This is a genomic window from Ruegeria sp. HKCCD7255 (assembly GCF_013031565.1).
GTDB lineage: Bacteria > Pseudomonadota > Alphaproteobacteria > Rhodobacterales > Rhodobacteraceae > Ruegeria.
The window spans coordinates 360793-383184 of the sequence record NZ_WQAG01000001.1; the positions used below are offsets into that span (position 1 = coordinate 360793).

23 protein-coding genes are annotated in these 22392 nt (G+C 58.3%); 14 read left to right on the forward strand and 9 right to left on the reverse strand.

Annotated features, from left to right (window positions below; genetic code table 11):
• Positions 1-27: 27 nt before the first annotated feature.
• The 8 genes from tsaE to GOX45_RS01760 all read left to right on the forward strand — a co-directional run bounded on the left by tsaE (position 28) and on the right by GOX45_RS01760 (position 9622).
• Positions 28-498 carry a tRNA (adenosine(37)-N6)-threonylcarbamoyltransferase complex ATPase subunit type 1 TsaE gene (tsaE, locus tag GOX45_RS01725; RefSeq protein WP_171097354.1) on the forward strand — a complete coding sequence of 157 codons (471 nt, stop codon included), beginning with the start codon at positions 28-30 and terminating at the stop codon, positions 496-498.
• On the forward strand, positions 495-1499 hold the full coding sequence (locus tag GOX45_RS01730) for an aminoglycoside phosphotransferase family protein (RefSeq protein ID WP_171097356.1): 1005 nt from the start codon (positions 495-497) through the stop codon (positions 1497-1499). The genes tsaE and GOX45_RS01730 overlap by 4 nt, the downstream gene beginning before the upstream one ends.
• A complete protein-coding gene (locus tag GOX45_RS01735) occupies positions 1496-2182 on the forward strand; it encodes a nucleotidyltransferase family protein (RefSeq protein WP_171097358.1) in 687 nt (228 codons plus the stop codon). Before GOX45_RS01730 ends, GOX45_RS01735 begins: the two co-directional genes overlap by 4 nt.
• Complete coding sequence (addB, locus tag GOX45_RS01740; protein WP_171097360.1) at positions 2175-5102, forward strand: double-strand break repair protein AddB; 2928 nt, start codon at positions 2175-2177, stop codon at positions 5100-5102. Before GOX45_RS01735 ends, addB begins: the two co-directional genes overlap by 8 nt.
• Positions 5099-8458: a double-strand break repair helicase AddA gene (gene addA, locus GOX45_RS01745; RefSeq protein WP_171097362.1), complete on the forward strand. Its 3360-nt coding sequence runs from the start codon at positions 5099-5101 to the stop codon at positions 8456-8458. The genes addB and addA overlap by 4 nt, the downstream gene beginning before the upstream one ends.
• Before the next feature lie 60 nt (positions 8459-8518).
• Positions 8519-8839, forward strand: coding sequence for a thioredoxin (gene trxA / locus GOX45_RS01750; protein WP_171097364.1), 321 nt, complete (start codon positions 8519-8521; stop codon positions 8837-8839).
• A gap of 73 nt (positions 8840-8912) precedes the next feature.
• Entirely contained in the window at positions 8913-9263 is a 351-nt protein-coding gene (locus GOX45_RS01755; protein ID WP_171097365.1) for a Lin0512 family protein, read from the forward strand.
• Positions 9260-9622 carry a Lin0512 family protein gene (locus GOX45_RS01760; RefSeq protein ID WP_171097369.1) on the forward strand — a complete coding sequence of 121 codons (363 nt, stop codon included), beginning with the start codon at positions 9260-9262 and terminating at the stop codon, positions 9620-9622. Before GOX45_RS01755 ends, GOX45_RS01760 begins: the two co-directional genes overlap by 4 nt.
• A 56-nt stretch (positions 9623-9678) precedes the next feature.
• Here the strand turns inward: GOX45_RS01760 and GOX45_RS01765 are convergent, their stop codons facing one another.
• Positions 9679-9873: a DUF1127 domain-containing protein gene (locus tag GOX45_RS01765; protein ID WP_171097370.1), complete on the reverse strand. Its 195-nt coding sequence runs from the start codon at positions 9871-9873 to the stop codon at positions 9679-9681.
• Between the two features lie 197 nt (positions 9874-10070).
• Here GOX45_RS01765 and hslV point away from each other — a divergent pair, with 197 nt between their 5' ends.
• Positions 10071-10628: an ATP-dependent protease subunit HslV gene (gene hslV / locus GOX45_RS01770; RefSeq protein WP_171097373.1), complete on the forward strand. Its 558-nt coding sequence runs from the start codon at positions 10071-10073 to the stop codon at positions 10626-10628.
• Here hslV and GOX45_RS01775 read toward each other — a convergent pair.
• Positions 10620-11861 (reverse strand): MFS transporter, encoded by a 1242-nt coding sequence (locus tag GOX45_RS01775; protein WP_171097374.1) that lies wholly within the window; start codon positions 11859-11861, stop codon positions 10620-10622. The genes hslV and GOX45_RS01775 overlap by 9 nt on opposite strands.
• Before the next feature lie 271 nt (positions 11862-12132).
• On the opposite strand from GOX45_RS01775, the gene hslU reads away from it, so the two are divergent.
• The 3 genes from hslU (at position 12133) to GOX45_RS01790 (ending at position 15853) form a co-directional block, all read left to right on the forward strand.
• Entirely contained in the window at positions 12133-13440 is a 1308-nt protein-coding gene (gene hslU, locus GOX45_RS01780; RefSeq protein ID WP_171097376.1) for an ATP-dependent protease ATPase subunit HslU, read from the forward strand.
• 98 nt (positions 13441-13538) lie between these two features.
• Positions 13539-14636, forward strand: a complete 1098-nt coding sequence (locus tag GOX45_RS01785; RefSeq protein WP_171097378.1) for an alpha/beta fold hydrolase — start codon at positions 13539-13541, stop codon at positions 14634-14636.
• Positions 14633-15853, forward strand: a complete 1221-nt coding sequence (locus GOX45_RS01790) for an MFS transporter (RefSeq protein ID WP_171097379.1) — start codon at positions 14633-14635, stop codon at positions 15851-15853. The genes GOX45_RS01785 and GOX45_RS01790 overlap by 4 nt, the downstream gene beginning before the upstream one ends.
• Here GOX45_RS01790 and GOX45_RS01795 read toward each other — a convergent pair.
• Genes GOX45_RS01795 through GOX45_RS01805 form a run of 3 tightly spaced genes read right to left on the reverse strand, consistent with a single transcriptional unit; the run spans position 15850 to position 18133 of the window.
• Positions 15850-16437 (reverse strand): Smr/MutS family protein, encoded by a 588-nt coding sequence (locus GOX45_RS01795; RefSeq protein ID WP_171097381.1) that lies wholly within the window; start codon positions 16435-16437, stop codon positions 15850-15852. The genes GOX45_RS01790 and GOX45_RS01795 overlap by 4 nt on opposite strands.
• On the reverse strand, positions 16437-17477 hold the full coding sequence (locus GOX45_RS01800) for a murein transglycosylase A (RefSeq protein WP_171097383.1): 1041 nt from the start codon (positions 17475-17477) through the stop codon (positions 16437-16439). Before GOX45_RS01800 ends, GOX45_RS01795 begins: the two co-directional genes overlap by 1 nt.
• Positions 17474-18133: a Tim44/TimA family putative adaptor protein gene (locus GOX45_RS01805; protein ID WP_171097384.1), complete on the reverse strand. Its 660-nt coding sequence runs from the start codon at positions 18131-18133 to the stop codon at positions 17474-17476. Before GOX45_RS01805 ends, GOX45_RS01800 begins: the two co-directional genes overlap by 4 nt.
• A 107-nt stretch (positions 18134-18240) precedes the next feature.
• Here GOX45_RS01805 and GOX45_RS01810 point away from each other — a divergent pair, with 107 nt between their 5' ends.
• Complete coding sequence (locus GOX45_RS01810; protein ID WP_171097386.1) at positions 18241-18741, forward strand: FxsA family protein; 501 nt, start codon at positions 18241-18243, stop codon at positions 18739-18741.
• Between the two features lie 54 nt (positions 18742-18795).
• Positions 18796-19299, forward strand: a complete 504-nt coding sequence (gene secB / locus GOX45_RS01815; protein ID WP_171097388.1) for a protein-export chaperone SecB — start codon at positions 18796-18798, stop codon at positions 19297-19299.
• A 25-nt stretch (positions 19300-19324) separates the two neighbouring features.
• Here secB and dnaQ read toward each other — a convergent pair whose 3' ends face one another.
• From dnaQ to GOX45_RS01835, 4 genes are read right to left on the reverse strand one after another with little or no spacing between them, the layout of a single operon-like run.
• Positions 19325-20047 carry a DNA polymerase III subunit epsilon gene (gene dnaQ, locus GOX45_RS01820; RefSeq protein WP_171097395.1) on the reverse strand — a complete coding sequence of 241 codons (723 nt, stop codon included), beginning with the start codon at positions 20045-20047 and terminating at the stop codon, positions 19325-19327.
• Positions 20040-20633, reverse strand: coding sequence for a dephospho-CoA kinase (coaE, locus tag GOX45_RS01825; RefSeq protein ID WP_171097397.1), 594 nt, complete (start codon positions 20631-20633; stop codon positions 20040-20042). Before coaE ends, dnaQ begins: the two co-directional genes overlap by 8 nt.
• On the reverse strand, positions 20630-21463 hold the full coding sequence (locus tag GOX45_RS01830; RefSeq protein ID WP_171097399.1) for a shikimate dehydrogenase: 834 nt from the start codon (positions 21461-21463) through the stop codon (positions 20630-20632). The genes coaE and GOX45_RS01830 overlap by 4 nt, the downstream gene beginning before the upstream one ends.
• Positions 21460-22059: a nucleoside triphosphate pyrophosphatase gene (locus GOX45_RS01835; RefSeq protein ID WP_171097400.1), complete on the reverse strand. Its 600-nt coding sequence runs from the start codon at positions 22057-22059 to the stop codon at positions 21460-21462. The genes GOX45_RS01830 and GOX45_RS01835 overlap by 4 nt, the downstream gene beginning before the upstream one ends.
• Positions 22060-22392: the final 333 nt, after the last annotated feature.

The following is a 22392-nucleotide window of genomic DNA, read 5'->3' on the forward strand; positions in this document are numbered from 1 at the left end:
GGTCTGGCACGGGTTCATTGTGGCGCCATGACCGCGCCCAAGACCATCCTGCTGAAATCACCCGAAGACACGAGCGATCTGGCGCTTCAGATCGGTCAGTTTCTGAAACCCGGTGACACCCTGCTGCTGGAAGGCCCCATTGGCAGCGGCAAAACCCATTTTGCCCGCGCGTTGATCCAATCGTTGATGGTTTCCCCCGAAGATGTGCCATCCCCAACCTTTACGCTGGTGCAGGTCTATGACACGCCTTTGGGTGAGGTTTGGCACTCGGACCTCTATCGCCTCAGTTCACCCGAAGAAATTGAAGAGCTTGGCCTGATCAACGCGTTTGAAACATCAATCTGCCTGATCGAATGGCCCGAGAAACTAGGTGATTCAACCCCGAATTCGGCGCTGACGCTCAGCTTTCGGTCAGATACAAAGGCCGAAGATATCCGGCATCTGAACCTAAAATGGACCGACCCGAAATGGGCCAGCAAACTCGAGTTCATCCCATGACCAACCGAACCATTCTGGCAGAAGCGCTGATTGCACAAACCCCATGGGCCAATGCAAAGCGCGAACCCCTTGCCGGAGACGCCTCGAACCGCCGTTATGAGCGCCTGACAGACCCTAACACTGGCAAAACAGCCGTACTTATGGACGCGCCACCCGAAAAGGGCGAGGATGTGATCCCATTTGTGAAGGTGGATGAATACCTCCGATCGGTGGGACTCAGCGCGCCGGAAATCTATGCGGAAGACAGCCAATACGGGTTCCTTCTGCTTGAAGACCTGGGCGATGATCTGTTTGCCCGCGTGCTTGAGAAAGACCTGGCATTGGAAGCGCCCCTTTATGAGGCCGCAACAGATGTGTTGGTGCATCTGCACAAACAGCCGGTCATGTCCCTGGACAGCTACGACCCTGCCTTAATGACAGAATTAGCGGCGTTGAGCTTTACCAAATATGCGCAAGGCATTTCGGGCGGTTTTGAAGCTGACGCCAAGGCACGGTTTGAACATCGCTTTGCCGACATCTTGCACCGCGAAACCGGCGGAAAACGGGTCGTGGTACAGCGCGACTACCATGCCGAGAACCTCATCTGGCTGCCCGAGCGCGACGGCGTGGCGCGGGTGGGGTTACTGGATTTCCAGAACGCGATGCTGGGCCATCCGGCCTATGATCTGATGTCTCTGTTGCAGGATGTCCGCCGAACCGTCTCGACCGCGATCGAGATGCGCATGATCGACCGCTATATCTCGGCATCAGGCATGGACGGCCATGATTTCCGCACCGCCTATGCGGTTCTGGGCGTACAGCGCAACCTGCGGATTTTGGGCGTTTTTGCCCGTCTGGCGACCGAATATGGAAAGCCGCATTATGTGGATCTGATCCCGATTACCTGGTCGCATTTGATGCGCAATCTGGAACATCCCACACTGATCCCAGTCGCCGACATCCTGCGCGAGGCCCTGCCGCACCCCACTGCGCAAAACCTGGCCAAACTGAAACCACTATGAGCGCCGATCCGGAAGCCATCATGCTCTTTGCCGCTGGATTCGGCACACGAATGGGTGCTTTGACCGCGGATCGGCCCAAACCGCTGATCCCGGTTGCAGGGCGTCCGCTCATTGATCACGCCCTGAACTTGGTCGATGGGGTTCAGCCGATCCGCACAGTCGCGAACCTGCATTACCAAGCGGATCAGCTTGCCGCCCATCTGGAACCAAAGGGGGTTTTGCTGTCGCGGGAAGAACCCATGATCCTGGAAACCGGTGGTGGACTGCGGGCCGCCCTGCCCTTTCTGGGTTGCGATCCTGTATACACGCTCAACACCGATGCGATCTGGGCCGGACCAAACCCGCTACACCTGCTGAGGGATGCGTGGGACCCTGATCAGATGGACGCGCTGTTGATGTGCATCCCCATCGCACAAACCCTTGGCCATGGCGGCACCGGCGATTTCACCCTGGATCCCGACGGTCGGATTACCCGTGGGCCGGGTGTTGTCTATGGCGGTGCTCAAATCCTAAAGACCGATGGGCTTGAGGAGTTTGACGAGCCCGCATTCTCGCTGAACCGCCTATGGGACAGGATGCACCAGCGCGACCGGTTGCGCGCAGTCAAATATCCCGGTCGGTGGTGCGATGTGGGTCGCCCCGAAGGGATCGCTCTGGCCGAAAGCCTGATCGCAGATGTTTAGCCCATCCGACAAAGCGCGCGTGTTTGCGGTGCCTCCGGGCGTCGATTTCCCGCGCGCATTGGTCGAAGGGCTGCGTGCACGCACGGCCAAGCTGCCGCCAGAAGATTTGGCCTGGGCGCAGGTGATCGTAAACACAAGACGTATGGCGCGACGCGTGCGCGAGCTGTTTGATCAGGGGCCACCGGCGCTGCTGCCGCGCCTGTCGCTGGTCACCGATCTGGGGAAAAACGTCGATCTTGCGCAATTGCCCCCGGCCATTCCAGCGCTACGCCGCCGGTTGGAGCTGACCCAACTGATCTCGAAACTGCTTGACCAGCAACCCGATCTGGCCGCGCGATCCTCGCTCTTTGATCTGTCCGACAGCCTCGCCGCGCTGATTGATGAGATGCAGGGCGAAGGCGTATCGGCGGATGCCATCCGGCAGTTGGACGTCAGTGACATGTCGGGCCATTGGGCACGCGCGCAGGCCTTTATCGGGATCGCGGATCATTTCTTGACCACCGATGACAGCGCTTTGGATGCGCAAGCGCGGCAACGTCGGGTTGTCGAGAGCTTGATTGAACGGTGGCAAGAGGTTCCGCCACAGCACCCGGTGATCCTGGCCGGGTCAACCGGGTCTCGGGGCACAACCTTGATGTTGATGCAGGCCGTGGCGCAACTGCCGCAAGGGGCTTTGATCCTGCCGGGCTTCGATTTCGAGCAGCCCGCATCGGTCTGGGATCAATTGGATGAGTCGCTGACCGGCGAAGATCATCCGCAATACCGGTTCCGCAAGATCATGCAGGCGCTGGATCTGACCTCAGATCAGATCGCGCGCTGGACCGAGGATGCGCCCCCATCTGTTGCGCGCAACCGTTTGGTTTCATTGGCGCTTCGCCCCGCCCCGATCACCGATGCCTGGATGTCCGAAGGGCCAAAGCTGCAAGATCTGGACACCGCAACATCCGCCATGACCCTGGTCGAGGCACAATCGCCGCGCGCCGAGGCCCAGGCCATTGCCCTGCGCCTGCGTCAAGCCGCCGAAGATGGTCAAACCGCTGCGCTGATCACGCCAGACCGAATGTTGACCCGTCAGGTCAGCGCCGCGTTGGACCGGTGGGATATCCTGCCCGATGACAGCGCGGGCCTGCCTTTGCAGCTATCGCCCCCGGGTCGGTTTCTGCGCCATGTGGCGGGCTTGTTTGCCCGCCGTCTGGATGCCGAGGCGCTGTTGACCTTGCTCAAACACCCGCTCTGTCATGACGGTGACGCGCGCGGGGCACATCTGTTGCACACCCGCGACCTCGAACTGGACCTGCGCCGCAACGGTCCGCCCTTCCCAGATCGCGAAAGCCTGCTGACCTTTGCCGCGCGGCAGGAACAGGCGGGCGACTGGGTGCAATGGGTGGCGGATCAGTTTTGCGACCAGCATATCTCGGGCACGCTCCTGCTGGCAGAATGGGTCACGCGCCTGCGCATTTTGGCCGAGGCGATCTCGGCCGGGCCTTCAGCGGAAACTGGTACATTGTGGGACAAGAACGCGGGTCAAAAGGCGCTTAAGGTTCTGACCAGCTTGTCAGATGAGGCGCAGCATGGTGGCGCGATGACTGCCCATGACTTTGCCGACCTTCTGGGTGCTTTGCTGGCGGCAGAAGAAGTTCGCGACCGCGACGCCCCGCATCCACATATCATGATCTGGGGCACGCTCGAAGCGCGTGTCCACGGCGCAGAACTGCTGATTCTGGGCGGGCTGAACGAGGGCAGCTGGCCAGAAGCCCCTGCGCCCGACCCATGGTTGAACCGGCAGATGCGCGATAAGGCCGGGCTGTTGCTGCCCGAACGCCGGATTGGCCTCTCGGCCCATGATTTCCAGCAAGCCATCGGCGCGCCCGAGGTTTGGCTTACGCGCGCCGCGCGGTCAGACGACGCCGAAACTGTTCCCTCGCGCTGGTTGAACCGCCTGACAAACCTGCTCAGCGGGCTGCCCGCGCAAAACGGTGACAAGGCGCTGGAAGACATGCGTGCGCGCGGGCGAACATGGCTGCGGTGGTCCGAAATCTTGGAAGAAGCGCCAGAGATCGACCCCGTACCGCGTCCCTCACCCCGCCCCCCGGTCGCAGCCCGCCCCAGACAGCTGAGCGTGACCGAAATCAAACGCCTGATCCGCGACCCTTACGCGATCTACGCCAAACATGTCCTACGGCTACGGCCTTTGGATCCTTTGGTGCAGGCACCCGATGCCCTGCTGCGCGGCATCGTCATTCACGAAATCCTGGAACATTTCATCAAGGACAGTGTTTTTGATGCGGCGCTACTGAGCCGTGAGAACTTCTTGAAACGTGCCTCAGACCTGTTGGATACGCATGTCGCCTGGCCCACGGCGCGGAAATTGTGGCTGGCCCGTCTTGAACGGATAGCCGAGGATTTCCTGCGCGCCGAAACCGCCCGGCGGGGCGATGGCGGCCCGGTCGCGTTTGAGGCACGGATGAATCTGAAGCTCAATCCTTTGGGCTTCACGCTGGTTGGGCGCGCCGACCGGATCGACATCAACAGCCGTGGCGCGATGCGGATCATCGATTACAAAACCGGCGCACCACCGACTGAAAGCCAACAGTCGAAATTTGACAAACAGCTGTTGATTGAGGCCGCCGTGGCCGAGCAAGGCGGTTTGGATGGGTTCGATCCAATAGCCGTGGCTCAAGCCGTCTTTATCGGCATGGGCGGAACCTACAAAGAGGTTCCGGCACCTTTGGACAAAGAACCTGCCGATAAGGTTTTGGCTGAGCTAAAACAACTGATTTCCGCCTATTTAGAGCCTGATCAAGGCTTTTCATCCCGCCGCATGCTGCATAAGGACAGCGATTTTGGCGACTATGACCATCTTGCGCGGTTCGGTGAATGGGATCGAACCTCGGACACCTATCCCGAGGATCTGACATGAGCGCCCGCAACGACGCCACCGAACGGCAGGTTCAGGCGGCGCGGCCCGACGCCTCGACCTGGTTGGCGGCCAATGCGGGCTCGGGCAAGACCCGCGTGCTGACCGACCGCGTGGCGCGCCTGTTGTTGGACGGGGTGCAGCCGCAGCACATTCTGTGCCTGACCTACACCAAAGCCGCCGCCAGCGAGATGCAGAACCGTCTGTTCAAGCGGTTGGGCGAATGGGCGATGCTGGACGACGGGGCGCTGTCGTCGCAACTGACCGAACTGGGTGTAACCGGTGCGATCGATCCCCAGCGACTTGCACAGGCAAGAACCCTGTTTGCGCGCGCGATTGAGACGCCGGGTGGGCTGAAAATCCAAACCATCCACTCTTTCTGCGCCGCGCTGCTGCGGCGTTTCCCGCTTGAGGCCGGTGTCAGCCCGCAGTTTTCCGAGATGGAGGACCGCGCGGCCGCGTTGTTGCGCGAAGAGATCATCGAGGATTTTGCCGAAGGCCTCCACGCAGCCCTGATCGAAGATGTCGCACGGTTTGTCACCGATACCGGGTTTGACGGGTTGACCGCTGCGATGACCCAGAAACGCAACCTGTTCTCCCATGAACTGGATTGGCCCGCCATTCTGGCGCTGTTCGATCTGCCCAACGGGTTCGACGATCAGGCGTTGCTGGATCAGGTCTTTCTGGGCGGCGAAGTGGAGTTGATCCAGTCGCTTATCCCACCGCTGCTGGACAGCGGTGGCAACAACGCCAAGGCCGCAGACAAGCTGAAAAGGTTCACGCAGGCACGGCTGGATCAATTACCCCTGCTGGAAAGCGTGTTTCTGACCGGTAAGGCGGCAAAAGAGCCGTTTTCGGCAAAAATCGGCAGTTTTCCCACAAAAGCGCTGCGCGAAGGTGTGCTTTCGGGTCAGATGCCACAACTGGAAAACCTGATGCGGCGCGTCGAAGCGGCGCGGGAACAGCGGCTGGTACTGAACGCTGCGCGCAAGACCTATGTTCTGCACCGCTTTGCAGCGGCGTTCCTGCCGGAATACGAGCGGCGCAAGCAACTGCGCGGTTGGCTGGACTTCGACGATCTGATCCTGCGCGCGCGACAGGTGCTGAACGATCCCGCGGTTGCGGAATGGATTCTGTACCGTCTGGACGGTGGCATCGACCATATTCTGGTAGACGAGGCGCAAGACACCAGCCCCGACCAATGGGACGTGATCGAGAAACTGGCGCAGGAATTCACCAGCGGGGAAGGGGCCAGGTCTGGCGTTGAGCGCACGATTTTTGTGGTTGGGGACAAAAAGCAATCGATCTATTCCTTCCAAGGTGCCGATCCGCAGGCCTTTGACCGGATGCAGCAGGAATTCGGGCGAAAACTGGCTGAATCCGGCTCTAAACTTTGGGATTCGACGCTGGAATACTCCTTCCGCTCCTCCAGCGCGATCCTGTCTTTGGTCGATATCCTGTTTGAAAATCAGACCGAGGCGGGGTTTCACAAGGATGCGTTGCATCGGGCGTTCAAGGCAGATTTGCCGGGTCGTGTTGACCTGTGGCCCGTTATCGAAAAGGTCGAAGACCAAGAGGATAGCGACTGGACCGACCCCGTCGACCGTCCAAGTGCGCGCCACCATACGGTTCTTTTGGCGGAAAAGGTCGCGTGCTCGATCAAAACGATGATCGACCAGAAAGAAACGATCCCCGATGATGGCGACGCCCCCGGCACATTCGTACGGCGCGCGGTGCAGCCGGGGGATTTCTTGATCCTTGTGCAGCGCCGGTCGGACCTGTTTGCCGAGATCATTCGGGCCTGCAAAACCATCGGTTTGCCGATTGCCGGGGCCGACCGCCTGAAAGTGGGTGCAGAACTGGCAGTCAAGGATTTGGCCGCGCTGCTGAATTTTCTGGCCACGCCCGAGGACAGCCTGTCACTGGCGACAGTGCTGAAATCCCCGTTGTTTGGCTGGTCCGAGCAGCAATTGTTCGATCTGGCCCATCGACGAGAGGAAACCTTCCTTTGGGCCGCGCTGCGCCGGCGGGGGGATGAATACCCCGAAACCATGGCTATTTTGAACGATCTGCGCGGTCAAATCGACTTTTTGCGCCCCTATGACCTGATTGAACGCATCCTCACCCGCCATGACGGGCGGCGCAAATTGTTGGGGCGGTTGGGGGCCGAGGCCGAAGACGGGATCAACGCGCTGCTGTCGCAGGCTTTGGCCTATGAACGCACGGATATTCCCAGCCTGACCGGTTTTCTGGTCTGGATGCAGACCGATGATCTTGAAATCAAACGCCAGATGAGCGGTGTCGGGAACATGATCCGGGTGATGACCGTTCATGGCTCTAAGGGTCTTGAGGCCCCGATTGTGATCCTGCCGGATACCGGAAAACGACAAGCGCCGCGCGATGCCGAGATCATGGTATCGGGCGATGTGCCGTTTTGGAAAGTTCCTGCAGACCAATCACCGACGCGGATCGCTGCGGCACGGGCTGAGGCACGGGCGCGCGAGGAAAACGAACGCCTGCGATTGCTCTATGTGGCTCTAACACGGGCCAAAAAGTGGCTAATTGTGGCCGCAGCAGGCGATGTCGGGAAAGATGGCACAAGCTGGTATCAACAAGTAGAGGCAGCAATGGCGCGCGCCGGCGCAACGCAAGTTCCCGGATTGGACATCCAGCGCTTGTCGCATGGAGATTGGGATGGTCCCCCGCTGAAGACCGTGGAAACGACTACGGAAACACCCGAAACGTTGCCCGATCTATTCCTGCGCCCTGCGGTCAAAGCCATCGCACCGCTAGAAACACTCAGCCCCTCGGACCTGGGTGGTGCAAAAGCTTTGCCCGGAGATGCTGGCCAAGATGAAGAAGCGGCCAAACTGCGCGGAACGAGGGTGCATCTGTTGCTTGAGCACTTGCCCACAGCAGAGCAGGCCGATTGGCCTCAGATCTGCGCGCAGCTTTTGCCGGACCTTCCGCAGACCGAGCGGCAAGAGCTGTTGTCCGAGGTTTCAAACGTGTTGACCGCGCCTGATCTGAAACCTGTCTTTGCCGGGAATGCATTGGCCGAAGTCCCGGTGACGGCTGAAATCAACGGTCGCCGCATCCACGGGATCATCGACCGCCTGATCGTGACCGGGTCAGAGGTTCAGGTGATCGACTTCAAATCAAACGCCACAGTCCCGGATCGCCATGAATCCTGCCCTGAAGGTCTTTTGCGGCAAATGGGGGCCTATGCCGCGACGCTGTCGCAGATCTATCCCGATCACACAATCCGAACTGCAATCCTATGGACTCGAACCGCACAGCTTATGTGGTTGCCACACGAGACTGTGAGCGATGCGCTGGCCAGGTCGGTGATGCCTTGACCTTGGAAAACCGCGCACCTACGTTCTGTCCCCAACCCAATCCCATTCAGGAGACATGAGATGTCGACCGTAGCCGTAACCGATGACACCTTCGACGCCGAGGTTAAAAACGCGACCGTACCTGTGGTCGTCGATTTCTGGGCCGAATGGTGCGGACCCTGTAAACAAATCGGCCCCGCTCTGGAAGAGCTGGCAGCCGAGTATGGCGACAAGGTGAAAATCGCCAAGGTCGACGTGGACAGCAACCCAAACTCTGCCGCTGCAATGGGTGTACGCGGCATTCCGGCGCTGTTCATTTTCAAAGACGGTCAGGTCGTATCGAACCGCGCGGGCGCTGCTCCGAAAGCTGCGCTGCAAAGCTGGATCGAAGAATCCATCTGAACTGGCGGTAACAGTTGATCCAAAAGGCGCCTCATATCGGGGCGCCTTTTTTAGTGCGGAGATAAAGCAACCAATGGCAAAAACGCGGGTTCTTGTGGAATTTGGGATGGGCACGTCGTTGCGGCGCATGGACTATACCGAAGCAGCAGTGCGGGCGATCAAAGACGCGCTGTGGCACAACTCGGTCAATATGGCTGAACTGTTTGGTTTTCCCAAAGAGGCGATGATCATCGACGCCGAAATTGGCGTGCAGCAGCCCGATCAGGTGGACACAGGTGCGTTGACCGCCATCTTCCCCTATGGCCAGCCCAATATCACCGTCACCAAAGGCGGTCTGGACATCGAAAAACCCGGGCGCGATGGACATACGGTCATCGCAAATGCAGCCCTGGTCGTTTCCTTCGACATGGAGCCTGCGGCATGAGTGAACAGCGCATCATTCTGGAAATGGGCACAGGCAATGAACTGTATGGGCAAGACTATACCAAAGCGGCGCGGCGCGCGGTTCAGGATGCTTTGCACCATTCCTCGATCACATTGTTTTCGAAACTGGGCATCGACCATTCCGAGATGCGCGTTTGCGTGACCATCGGTGTTCAAAACCCGGACCTGGTCGATTGTGCGCAAGTGGCCGCCGATTTGCCGCGGGGCAGGGCCGAAGTGACCGCCGTGTTAGGTGGCTTGGATGTCGCGGATGAGGCTACAGGAGCCAAACATGTGATTGCCACGGCCGCGATCGAGGCGTTTGTGCCCAGCCTGGTCGGGAAATACAAACAAAGCTGAAAAAGAAAAAAGCCGCCCATAGGAGCGGCTGATCTCTATCGTCTGTCTGAAAAAGCTCAGAACTTGGCGACGTCCTCACGGGACAAGCCGATGTCGTCCAGCTGAGCGTCGGTCAAAGCCGACAGCGCTTTGCGTGTGTTGCGTTCATCATTCCAACGCAGGATGTTGGTCAGAACTTGGGTGAAAAAGCCAGCTCCGTGCAGGTTGTTGACTGCTCCGAGCGGCGCATGGGTTTTTGCGATAGTGGCCATTTGCGCGTTCCTATTCTGTTGAAACAGCCGACCCTGTGTCGGTTGTGAGCCTCATGTAGGACCCCGTGCCGAGTCTTACAATTGCTACTCCAACAGGCCCGTATTGCACTGCGTGCATATCTTTTGGGCGGTTTAAGAACAGTTGCACCAAACACTTACCCGGCCCATATAGGGGCGCAGACAGTACGGAGGCTTTTATGGCAGAGAACGACTTTCCCGGTTGGCACGGCACCACGATCATCGGTGTCAAAAAAGACGGCCAAGTGGTCATCGCCGGTGACGGGCAGGTCAGCCTGGGTCAGACCGTGATCAAGGGCACGGCGCGCAAGGTCCGCCGCCTGTCGCCGGGCGGGTTTGAAGTGGTTGCCGGGTTTGCCGGGTCGACAGCTGATGCGTTCACCCTGCTGGAACGTCTGGAGGCCAAGCTTGAGGCGACACCCGGCCAACTGGCCCGCGCCTCGGTCGAGCTGGCCAAGGACTGGCGCACCGACAAGTACCTGCAAAAGCTTGAGGCGATGCTGATCGTCACGGACGGCTCTGACCTGCTGGTGATTACCGGGGCAGGGGATGTTCTTGAGCCAGAGCACAATGTAGCGGCCATCGGTTCGGGTGGTAACTTTGCCCTCGCTGCGGCCCGCGCGATGATGGATAGCGACAAGTCAGCCGAACAGGTGGCACGTGAGGCCATGGCAATTGCCGCAGATATCTGCGTTTACACCAACGGCAATCTGACGGTTGAGACGATATCAGGCTAACAGCGCCTTGATCTCTTTCCCTTTCCAGCGGCGGTGCATCCCGATCAGGCCAAAGATCGCGGCGAGCACCACGATGTAATAGGGCACGCGGATATCGATGCTCATCAACCCGCCACCGATCAATGACATGACGCCACCTGCCAGACAGAAGACGGCAGTGGTCACGCCCATGACCCAGCCCTGATCTGCCTCGCTGACGCTCGAGGAGAACAGGCCCAGCATCGTTGGATAGGCGACACCGAACAGGAAATAGAAGAAAAAGACCGGCACATAGCTGATCAAGCCACTGGGGCTGAATGCAAAGGCCAGACCGCAGACGATCATCACGATCAGTGCGGTATGAATGATCGCGTGTTTGCTGAACCGCTCTTGCGCGGGTTTGACGAGGAACGTGCTCGAGAACGCCAGCGCAAACCCGATCACCACCATCGCCATGCTGCCTCCGATCACGCCATATCCAAAAGCGCTGGTCAGGAAGTTGTCGACAAAGACATAGAAGGTGACATTGGCGATCATGAAGAACGAATAAACCGGCAGGATTTTCAGAACCATGGGATGGCCGCGCACGGCGATTAGGCTGTCGGTGATATCGCGCGGACGGAAGACAAAAGGTTCGCGCTGGGTCCGCGTGTCCTTGAAGAATGTCATCACCAGGAAGATTGCGATCAATACCAGCACAAAGGCGCCATAGAACGGGGTTTTCAAGGTCGCAAAACTGCCGAACAGGGCGGCATCGGACAAAACCGCTCCGATGATCGGGCCGCCGACCAGGCCAAAGCTGACACCGGTCACGATATAGCCCATGTTGCGATCCCGGTCGGCTGCGTCCGTGCTGCCGTCGATCATTGCGGCCTGTGCGATGGGTTGGTTTCCTGCGGTAAAGCCGGTGATCGACCGCCCGATGATCAGCAGCAGCAGGCTGTTCATGAACAGCGCGAGAATGGTGATGGCGTATCCGGCAAGGGCACCGCCCAGACAGACCAACAATGCGTTTTTGCGTCCGATGGAATCCGAGACTTTCGAGACATAGACAACGCCCAGAAACCACGACAGGAAAAAGCAGCCGATCACCAGGCCGTAATAGAAATGGCGTTGGCCCTGAGGAGTGTTTTCAGGCAAGAACCCTGATTTGGTTTCCATGATCAGCGAGTTGATGATCGGAAAGACCAGCCCTTGCCCAATCAGATCGACAAAAACCACGAACAACAATGTGATCTTGGCAATTTTCGTCATAAATTCGCCCCCGGTTCCAATACCTTGTGCAAAGTCTAACAGACGAACACAAAGGTGGCTAACACTGTGTCGGTGGCTCTATCGGATCGACCCGTTGCTCAAATTCAGGCGACCGAGCCTGCTGTTGTTTTTGCGAATGCGGTTTCGGTCAACAAAGTTTGGTCGCTCGAAGCTCTGCAGCTTTGGTGAAAACCTGCTCTCATTCAGTGACCGGCTTGTGTTTTCCGGGGCGATGATTAGGTTCCGCTGCGAAACAAACGGATAGATTAGTATGACCGACCTGACCCCGCGCGAGATCGTCTCGGAACTGGACCGCTTTATCATCGGACAGAAAGACGCCAAGCGCGCCGTGGCCGTGGCGCTGCGCAACCGTTGGCGGCGCAAGCAGCTGGCTGATGACATCCGCGACGAGGTCTATCCCAAGAACATCCTGATGATCGGCCCCACCGGCGTTGGCAAGACCGAGATCAGCCGCCGTCTGGCCAAATTGGCGCGTGCACCATTCATCAAGGTCGAAGCGACCAAGTTCACCGAAGTCGGCTATGTCGGACGTGATGTGGAACAGATTGTCCGCGATCTTGCCGACGCGGCGATTCTACAAACCCGGGAATACATGCGCGAGGACGTCAAAACACGGGCGCATCAGGCTGCCGAAGATCGGGTGATCGCTGCCATTGCCGGTGAAGATGCTCGCGAAGGCACGCGCGAGATGTTCCGCAAAAAGCTAAAAGCCGGAGAGCTGGACGATACCGAGATCGAGCTGGAGCTTTCAGATACCTCAAGCCCAATGCCTATGTTCGATATTCCAGGCCAGCCCGGGGGGCAGATGGGCATGATGAATCTGGGCGACATTTTTGGCAAAGCCTTTGCGGGTCGCACCGTAAAGAAACGCATGACCGTCGCCGAAAGCTATGACGCGCTGATCGGAGAAGAGGCCGACAAGCTGCTGGATGACGAAACGGTTAATCGCGTGGCTCTGGAATCGGTCGAGCAGAACGGCATTGTCTTCCTGGATGAGATCGACAAAGTCTGCGCCCGTTCAGATGCGCGGGGTGGCGATGTCAGCCGCGAAGGCGTGCAGCGGGATCTGCTGCCCTTGATCGAAGGCACCACGGTTTCGACGAAACATGGCCCGGTCAAGACCGACCATATCCTGTTTATTGCCTCGGGCGCGTTCCACATTGCAAAACCGTCGGATCTGTTGCCGGAACTGCAAGGCCGTTTGCCGATCCGCGTGGAATTGCGGGCGCTGACCGAAGAGGATTTCGTGCGGATCCTGACCGAGACCGATAACGCTCTGACCCGCCAATACACCGCTCTGATGGGAACCGAACAAGTCACCGTCAGCTTTACCGATGACGGCATCGCCGCATTGGCGCGCATCGCTGCGGATGTGAATCAGAGCGTTGAGAACATCGGCGCGCGGCGGCTTTACACGGTAATGGAGCGTGTTTTTGAAGAACTGTCCTTCACAGCCCCTGATCAGGCCGGGGCAGAGGTTACTGTGAACGCACAGTTTGTTGACGACAATCTGGGCGAATTGACCAAATCAACCGATCTCAGCCGTTACGTTCTGTAATATTATCAAGCTGGTTTTTGCCGGCCAACGGTCGACATTGACTGGACGTCGCATCTGAATCCGATAGCGTGAGCGCAAGTTTGCTTTTGGGGTGACCCGTGTTCCGTTCTTTGCTCGCACTATTGACCTGTGCAACGCTGACCGCCTGCGTTGACCGTTCGGTTACTGAGACTTTACCCGAAGCTCTCAGGTTCGGCACTCCGGCCACGGTGTTTGCCTCAACAACGCGTGCGCGCGAACCGGATGGCTCTTACGGGTTCCGGCGCGCCGAGGCGCTTCGCTATCTCGAGATGACGATTTCGATACCGCCAAACCATACGGCTGGAACGCTGGACTTCTCGTATGCCGACCCTAACCCGAAGAAAGAGTTTGTTCTCGCCGATGTGACCGAGTTCTCGGGGCCTCAGGGCCTTCGCTCTCGTTTGAAAGGTGTCGATGATGTGGTGCTGTTTGTTCACGGCTATAACGCAACACAAACAGAGACCGCGTTTCGCGCCGCTCAGCTGACCCATGATGTAGGCGTGCCCGGAACCACATTTATCTACTCCTGGCCCAGTCAGGCCCGAGGCACCGGTTACGCCTATGATCTGGACAGCATGTTGTTTGCGCGCGATGGGTTGGAAAACACCATTCGCAGCCTCAAGGCCATGGGTGTGAAACGTGTTATCGTCATGGCGCATTCCATGGGTGGAGCTCTGACGATGGAGATGATGCGCCAGGCAGAGCTGCGCGAACCGGGCTGGTCGAAACGCAACATAGAAGGTGTCGTTTTGATTTCCCCCGATCTGGACGTCGATCTGTTCCGGTCGCAGATGCAAAGCATCAAATCGCTGCCGGACCCGTTTGTTGTCATGGTCTCTAAGAAAGACAAGGTTCTGGGCCTGTCGGCGCGTCTACGCGGCACGTCTGACGGCCAGCGGCTGGGGAATATCACCGATGCGGAAACGCTGACCGAGTTCCCGATCAAGATCATCGATACGACGGCCTTCAGCAACGATGCGGAATCGTCCCATTTTGTTGCGGCCACGTCTCCGGCTTTGCTGACACTGCTCAGCTCGGCGCGACGCGTCAGCTCGACTTTCGGGCCTGACCGGCCTGCGATTGACGTGCTCGCGCCACCAAGTCTGACAAATCCCTCGGGCGCAACGGAAATCGTGCTTACCGAATCCGGCGCAACCCAGGTCACCTCTCCTTGAGTGCGTTCGACTTCCGTCAATACCTTGTCCAAAACCGCACTTGGCTGGGCGCCGGAGTCCTGCTGACATTTCTATCGTGTTTTGGGCAGACCTTTTTCATCTCGATTTTCGCAGGTGAAATACGCGCAACCTTTGGCTTAAGCCACGGGGCCTGGGGCGGCATCTATTCGCTGGGCACGATGGCCTCGGCGCTGGTGATGATCTGGGCAGGGGCTTTGACCGATATCTTTCGCGTCCGCGTTCTGGGGCCATGGGTTCTGATTGGTCTGGTGCTGGCTGCGTTGGCGATGGCGCTGAACCAACGGGTGTTGCTTCTGCCTTTGGTGATCTTTCTATTACGTCTGTTCGGGCAGGGGATGAGCACCCATATCGCCATGGTCGCAATGGCGCGGTGGTTCACCGCAACGCGCGGCCGGGCCTTGTCGATCGCCACGCTTGGCTTTGCCGCCGGAGAGATCATCCTGCCGGTCAGTTTCGTCGCCGCCATGACGGTGCTGGACTGGCGTGTGCTTTGGGTCATCGCGGCTGGCACAACCGTTTTGGGCATCCCGTTGCTCTACACCCTGTTGCAACACGAAAGAACGCCACAGAGCCTGGCTGAGGCGTATTCCTCGACCGGGATGGAAGGCCGCCATTGGACGCGCAAACAAGCTTTGACGCATCCGTTGTTCTGGCTGATGGCACCTGCTTTGCTGGGCCCGTCGGCCTTTGTCACAGCGTTTTTCTTCCACCAGGTGCATTTGGCGGAAGTCAAAGGCTGGACCCATCTTCAACTGGTATCCCTGTTTCCGGCCTATACCGGCGTTTCGATGCTGGCCATGTTTGCGTCGGGCTGGGCGTTGGACAGATGGGGCACGGCGCGGATGATGCCCGGGTTTCAGCTGCCCATGGCGCTGGGCTTTGTTCTTTTGGGCAGCGTCGGATCCATCACTGGGGCCTTGGTGGGCCTTGTCATTCTGTCGCTCACCGTTGGGGCCAACAGCACGTTGCCCGCAGCGTTCTGGGCCGAGTTCTACGGCACCAAACACATCGGCGCGATCAAAGCTTTGGCGACAGCGCTGATGGTTCTGGGCTCGGCCATCGGGCCGGGCCTGACCGGAGTTCTGATCGACATCGGTATCCCACTTGAAACGCAGTTCATCTGGATCGGCGGCTATTTCGTGCTGTCCTGCCTGTCTGTCTGGGTCGGTGTGCGAAAAGCAGCGCCCGCGCTTTAGCGGCTACGGCGCAGATACACATAATAAGCCCCGTCACCGCCGTGGCTGATATGAGCCGGTGTCACTTGAAGCACTGCCTGCGCCAGTGGCGGCAGCGACAGCCATTGCGGAACCTGATTGCGCAACACGCCGCGCGGGGTTGGAATCGGGCCCGGCTCGTCCCGATCTTTGCCCTTCCCGGTGACCACCAGAACCAGCCGTTTGCCTTGTGCTTGCGCGGAAAGGACGAACCGAACCAGCACCGGATGGGCCGTGTCCATGCGCAACCCATGCAGGTCGAGCTTGCCTTCGGGCTTCAGCTTACCACGCTTCATGCGACCAAACGCCTTTGTGTCCATGAGCACCGGACCATTGCGCAGGGTTTCGGTAATCGATGGTTTCAACACAGGCTTGGTGGGTTTGGCGGGTGCCTTTTGGCCAAGCTCAAAAGCCTCGATCCGGCTTTTGGGGGCTTTGGTCGGTTTCGGCTTGGGTAAAGGGGTGGGATGTACCGATTGCGGCAGTTCGGGATGCAGGCGGTCGGCCTGTTTGGCGACCTTGCGCCACAGCTCGATCTCGTCTTCGGTGAGCTTGCGCCGGGTCATCAGAATTCATCCGGTAACAGGGCATAGGCCCGCTGGATCGGCAGCAGAACCACCATGCGCCCGGGGTCTTTCAAACGCCCGGCGGCTTTACCTGCTTCGTCGCCGGTACCAAAAAAGATATCGGCACGTTGCGCCCCTTTGATGGCAGACCCGGTATCCTGCGCGATCATCAATCGCCGGATCGGATCTTTACCGTCCTTTTCGACCCAGACCGGCGCACCCAAGGGCGTATAGGCCGGATCAGCAGCGATACTGCGCATCGTTGTCACAGATCGGTTCATGGCGCCCAAAGGCCCTAGCTCGGGTGCTACCCGGTTCACCTCGCGAAAGAACACGTAAGACGGGTTGTGAAACAGCAATTCGGCCCCGGCTTCGGGGTTCTTGCGCACCCAGGCCCGGATCATCTGTGCGCTGACCTCATGCGCGCCCAGCGCGCCGCGGCGGATCAACTCGGCCCCGATCGAGCGGTAGGGGTGGCCATTCGCGCCGCCATAGCCCACGCGCAAGGCGCCACCATCTGGCAGTTTGATCCGGCCCGAGCCCTGGATTTGCAAAAAGAACAGCTCGACCGGGTCATCGACCCAGGCAATTTCCAATCCACGGCCACGCATCACATCAGTGGTCAGCAATTGGCGGCGGCTCAGCCATTTATCGACGCCGCGCGCCTCGGGCGGCATTTTATATAAAGGATAGCGATAGGTGGCAGTCGGGACTTTCGATCCGTCCAGCTCGGGCTCGAAATACCCGGTGAACAACGCGTCGTTTCCGTCTTCGACCAGAACTGGGCGGAAAAACAGCTCAAAGAAAGACCGCGCCGCCTCGGGCCCATAGGTTTGGGCCGCGCCGCACAGCGCCTGCCAATCCGGGTCATCCAGATCACGGCATGTGTTCAGAAATACCGACAGGGCCGCGCCGTGATCATCCTCGGCCCAGCCCTCTAGCTGGTCAAAAGACAGGATGGATCGCGTCGCCTCTGCTCCGGCAGCGCTGGCGGCTGTCATCGCAGCCACCAAAACAAGCGACCGGAGCCAGGCAATCATGCGTCCGTGGCAACAAGCAGCCAGTTTGGATCGTCCGAGCCCATTACGCGGGCAAAGGTCCAGCTGTCCTTTTGGCGTTTCACGGTGTTGGGGTTGCCTTCGATGATGTCACCACCGCGATCGCGCACAACCGAGGTCAGCTCACCCACAAAGCGCATGGTGATCTCGGCCTGATTGGTTTCCTTGTCGAAGGTCACATCAGCAACCGAGGTTTCGCGCACCCCAATAAATTCAGCCTCGATAGTCAGACCCTGATCTTCGCGCGACGCCACAACCGATACGAAGGTGTCGAACACCTCTTCCGACAGGAAAGGCTGGATTTCGTCCAGATTGCCCTTTTCGAACCCCATCACGATCATCTCATAGGCGCCGCGTGCGCCCTGAACGAATTCGCTGACAGAAAACGAAGGCTCGATCCGCTTCATCGCGGCAAAGGTCTGCGCCTGTTCGCTGTCCTCATCAACGTGATCCGTAATGTCATGATCCGGGCCGCCTTCGATCACTTCAAAGTCACGGCGCGCAGTATTTGCATCAGGCTGCTGTTGAACGGGTGGTTTCTCAAAACCTTCTCGCGTCCCCAATACGCTTTTGAGGCGCAGGATCAGGAAAACGGCAATTCCGGCCAGGACCAGCAACTGGATCATCGGTTCGTTCATTTCATCCTCTTTTCAGACAGCGACTTTGTATACGCAGCCTCTTGCCACTATGTAGGTGACAGATGCTGGCAAGTCCACTGCCCGGCCTGATCTAAAGGATAACGTATATGTATCTGTTCTTGGCATTTTTGTTGGTTCCGATCATCGAGATCGCCCTGTTCATTCAGGTCGGCGGTCTGATTGGGCTGTGGCCGACACTGGCCATCGTTGTTCTAACAGCGGTTTTGGGAACGATTCTTGTACGTACACAAGGCCGAACGGCCATCGCCAACCTTCAGCGATCCTTTGCCGAATTGGATGACCCGACCGAACCGCTGGCCCATGGGGCCATGATCTTGCTGTCGGGTGTCTTGCTGTTGACGCCCGGGTTTTTCACCGATGCTGTTGGGTTTGCCCTGCTGGTCCCGGGGATTCGTGTGGCCGTGTTTAAATATCTGAAATCAAAGGTCACGATCACACAATTCCAGATGGGAACCGGTGCTGGGTTCCACCAACGTCGTGATCCTTTTGATCAGGGCGACGTCATTGACGGTGAGTTTTCCGAAGTTCAGCCCAGAAAGAAACCGGCAAAACCTTCGAAATGGGTTGAAGGCCCGCACCAGCATTGAGGTGCTGCGCCCAACTTGCTAAGCAGTGGCGAATTTCAAATTTGGAGTAGTTCCATGGCCGAAGAAGGCGCAAAAGAAAACACTGCGGCCCAGCAAGCCGCACCTCAGGTCCAGATGCGTGTTCTGGGCCAATTTGTCCGCGACATGTCGTTCGAAAACGTGATGGCGCAAAAAGGTGTGTCGGGCGAAGTTCAGCCCGAAATGTCGGTTCAGGTGAACCTGGACGCCAAAAAACGCCCTCAGGACCATCAGTTCGAAGTTTCGATCAAGCTGAACCTGACCTCAAAAGCCAAAGGTCTGGACGATGTTCTGTTTGTTCTGGAGCTGGATTATTGCGGCCTGTTCCACGTGGAAGGTGTGCAAGACGATCAACTGCACCCGTTCCTGATGATCGAATGCCCGCGTATGCTGTTCCCGTTCCTGCGCCGCATTGTGAGCGACGTGACACGCGACGGTGGCTTCCCGCCGGTGAACTTGGACAATATCGATTTTGTTGCGCTCTACCGCAACGAGTTGATGCGCCGTCAGGCCGCACAAGGCCAAACAGCCGACGCCTGATCCTTTAACCCGCGTCTGACCAGGCTCAGGCGCGGGCCCACAGGGCGTTTTCGCCCAAATCTTCCACAAATTTCTGATGTGCGGCTTGTTCTTCCTCGGTGATCCGAGACGGCAGAACCGTTGCGCGCGGAGCAGGGCGCCAGGCGTCTTCGCCGGCACCCGCAGCAGATGCGGCAGTGGACAACCCGAAATCCGGCTGCCGGCCCCCGATTAATTCCAGATAAACCTCGGCCAGAATCTCGGAATCGAGCAACGCGCCGTGCAGCACGCGGTTGGAATTGTCGATATTGAACCGGCGACACAGCGCGTCCAGCGACGCGGGTGAGCCGGGGAAGCGCTTGCGCGCAATGGCCAGCGTATCCAGCGCCTGATCCATCGGAATCGGGGGCAGACCCATCCATTTCAGCTCGGCGTTCAGAAACTTCATGTCGAAGGACGCGTTGTGGATCACCAGCCGTGCATCCCCAACAAAATCGCGAAAGGCTTGCCCAACTTTGGCAAAGACCGGTTTATCCTTCAGCGTCACCTCACCTTTCTCTGGTGGGCGTGGAGTTTCCAGCAGGTCAGGGCCTATACCGTGAATGCCAAAAGCCTCGTCCGGCATACCGCGTTCGGGATTGATATAGACGTGATAGGTTTCACCGGTGGCCACATGGTTCCACAGCTCAACCGCGCCGATCTCAACAATCCGGTCCCCGCTTTCGGGATCAAACCCGGTGGTCTCGGTATCCAGTACAATCTCACGCATTGTTCAGCCCCGCCCGTATCTGCCTGACCACATCCTGCACCTGTGCGCGGGCATGGTCCAGCGTATCTGTCACGATCACGAAATCTGACCGCGCGGCTTTTTCGTCATTGGGCATCTGCTTGGCCCTGATCTGTTCAAACTGCGCTTCGGTCATCGTGCCCCGCGTCAGAACCCGGCGCTTCTGTTCTTCGGGTGAGACCGAGACACAGACCACCGCATCCATCAAAGCGTCACCACCTGTTTCAAACAGAAGGGGAATGTCGAACACCAGGATATCGGCTGTCGCGGCCTTGCGAAACGCAGCCCGATCAGAGGCGACCAAGGGGTGCACGATGGCCTCAATCTGTTTCAGCGCGCTGGGATCCTCGGCGATGATTTGCTTCAGCACTTCCCGGTCCACAATGCCGTCTTTGACAGCGGTTGGGAAGGCGTTGCGCATCGGCTCAACTGCCGCGCCGCCCTTTGAATAGAGCCTATGTACGGCCGCATCTGCATCCCATAGCGCACAGCCTTCCTCGACAAAGATCTGGGCGGTCGTGCTTTTGCCCATGCCGATCGAGCCAGTAAGACCAAGGGCAAAACTCATGCCAAAACCGCAGCTCGCAATTCGTCGTCCACCAGTGGCCGGACGCCGAACCAGCGCTCAAATCCCGGAACGGCCTGATGTAACAACATACCCAAGCCATCCACGGTTGTGCAGCCAGCGGCGTCTGCGGCTTTCAAAAGCTCCGTCTGCAAGGGCGCATAGACCAAATCCGTCACGACAGTTCCGGGCTGCAAGCCCTCCAGGGAAACGCGCAGCTCGGGCTGGCCTTGCATCCCCAACGAAGTTGTATTGACCACCAGCGTTGCGTTTTCCAATACCGTGTCTGCCTGTACCCAATCCACCACACGAATGCGCTGACCAAATTCTTCTTTCAGATGATCTGCCCGGGCACGGGTTCGGTTGGTCAACAGAATCTCGGGCACTCCGGCCTCAGACAACGCATGCAGCACGGCACGCGACGCGCCGCCTGCACCAAAGACAACCACCGGGCCATCCTTTGCGTTCCAATCCGGCGCGCCCTCACGCAGGTTTGCCATGAACCCATAGCCGTCGGTGTTATCCGCATGGATTGACCCATCCTCGCGAAAGACCAGCGTATTTGTGGCTCCAATCACCGAAGCGCGATCTGACACGTGATCGGCCAGACGCATCGCAGCCTCTTTATGCGGCACGGTCACGTTAGCCCCAACAAACCCGGCCTTAGGCAACGTGCGCAGCACCTGTTCCAGATCCGCGGGCGCGACATCCATCGGGATGTAATACCCAGACAGATCGAACCTGTGCAGCCAATGACCATGTAGCGCGGGCGAGCGGGAATGCGCAACAGGGTGCCCGATGACCCCGGCCAATGGAATTCGATGGTCTGTCATTGATCAATTACACCTTTCACAGCCAGATAGTTCAGCAGTTCCAGCAAGGGCAGCCCCAGAACATTAAAGTAATCGCCTTCGATGGCAGCAAAAAGGCGAACGCCTTCTTCTTCCAGCTTATAAGCACCAACGGCATCGCGAATACTGTCCCAGTTCCGCGCGACATAATTCCTCAGATACGCATCCGAGCTGGCACGCATCCGCAGCCGAACTTGACCCACATGCCGCCAGATGGGTTCGCCATTCTGATAGATCACCGCAGCGGATAACAGCATGTGCCGCTTGCCCCGCATCATTTTAAGCTGTGCTAACGCATCATCCGATGTTTCGGGCTTCGAAAGAAGAGCGCCTTCGAAATCCAAAACCTGATCGCACCCAAGAACCATGGCACCGGGTGCTTTTTCACTTACCTTTCTGGCTTTCATCTCGGCCAGCGTATCGGCGATGTCACGCGGTGGCGCGCCTTCGGCCAGCAAAGCCTGCTTGGCCGTCTCTTCATCGACACGGGCGACCTGCACCGTGAAATCAACACCAGCGTTGCGCAGCATTTGCGCCCGGATCGTTGAGCCCGAAGCCAAGACAATGGGGACAGACATGTGGAAAACCCCGTTTACAAGTCGATAAGTGTTCAAGGACGCTTTGTATGGTTTTCCGGTTGACACGCAAGTCTTGCAGTTTGGCAAAAAACATCTGCGAGTCGTTCAAATTCTGTACCTTCGGGACAAGGATAAGTTTGCGCAGCAGGATAACCTGTTTTGCTTGCCTTATCCGAAGACTTATCCCCAAGGAGCGTCGTTCTATTAAGACTTAACACCATGTTTTAAAAATATATTTTCTTATTTTCACAGAATCACACGACCCGCGAAAATATCTATCCACTTGGGGAAAAACCCTGAGTAAAAAAGTAATCCACGGAAATTCATCTCCCT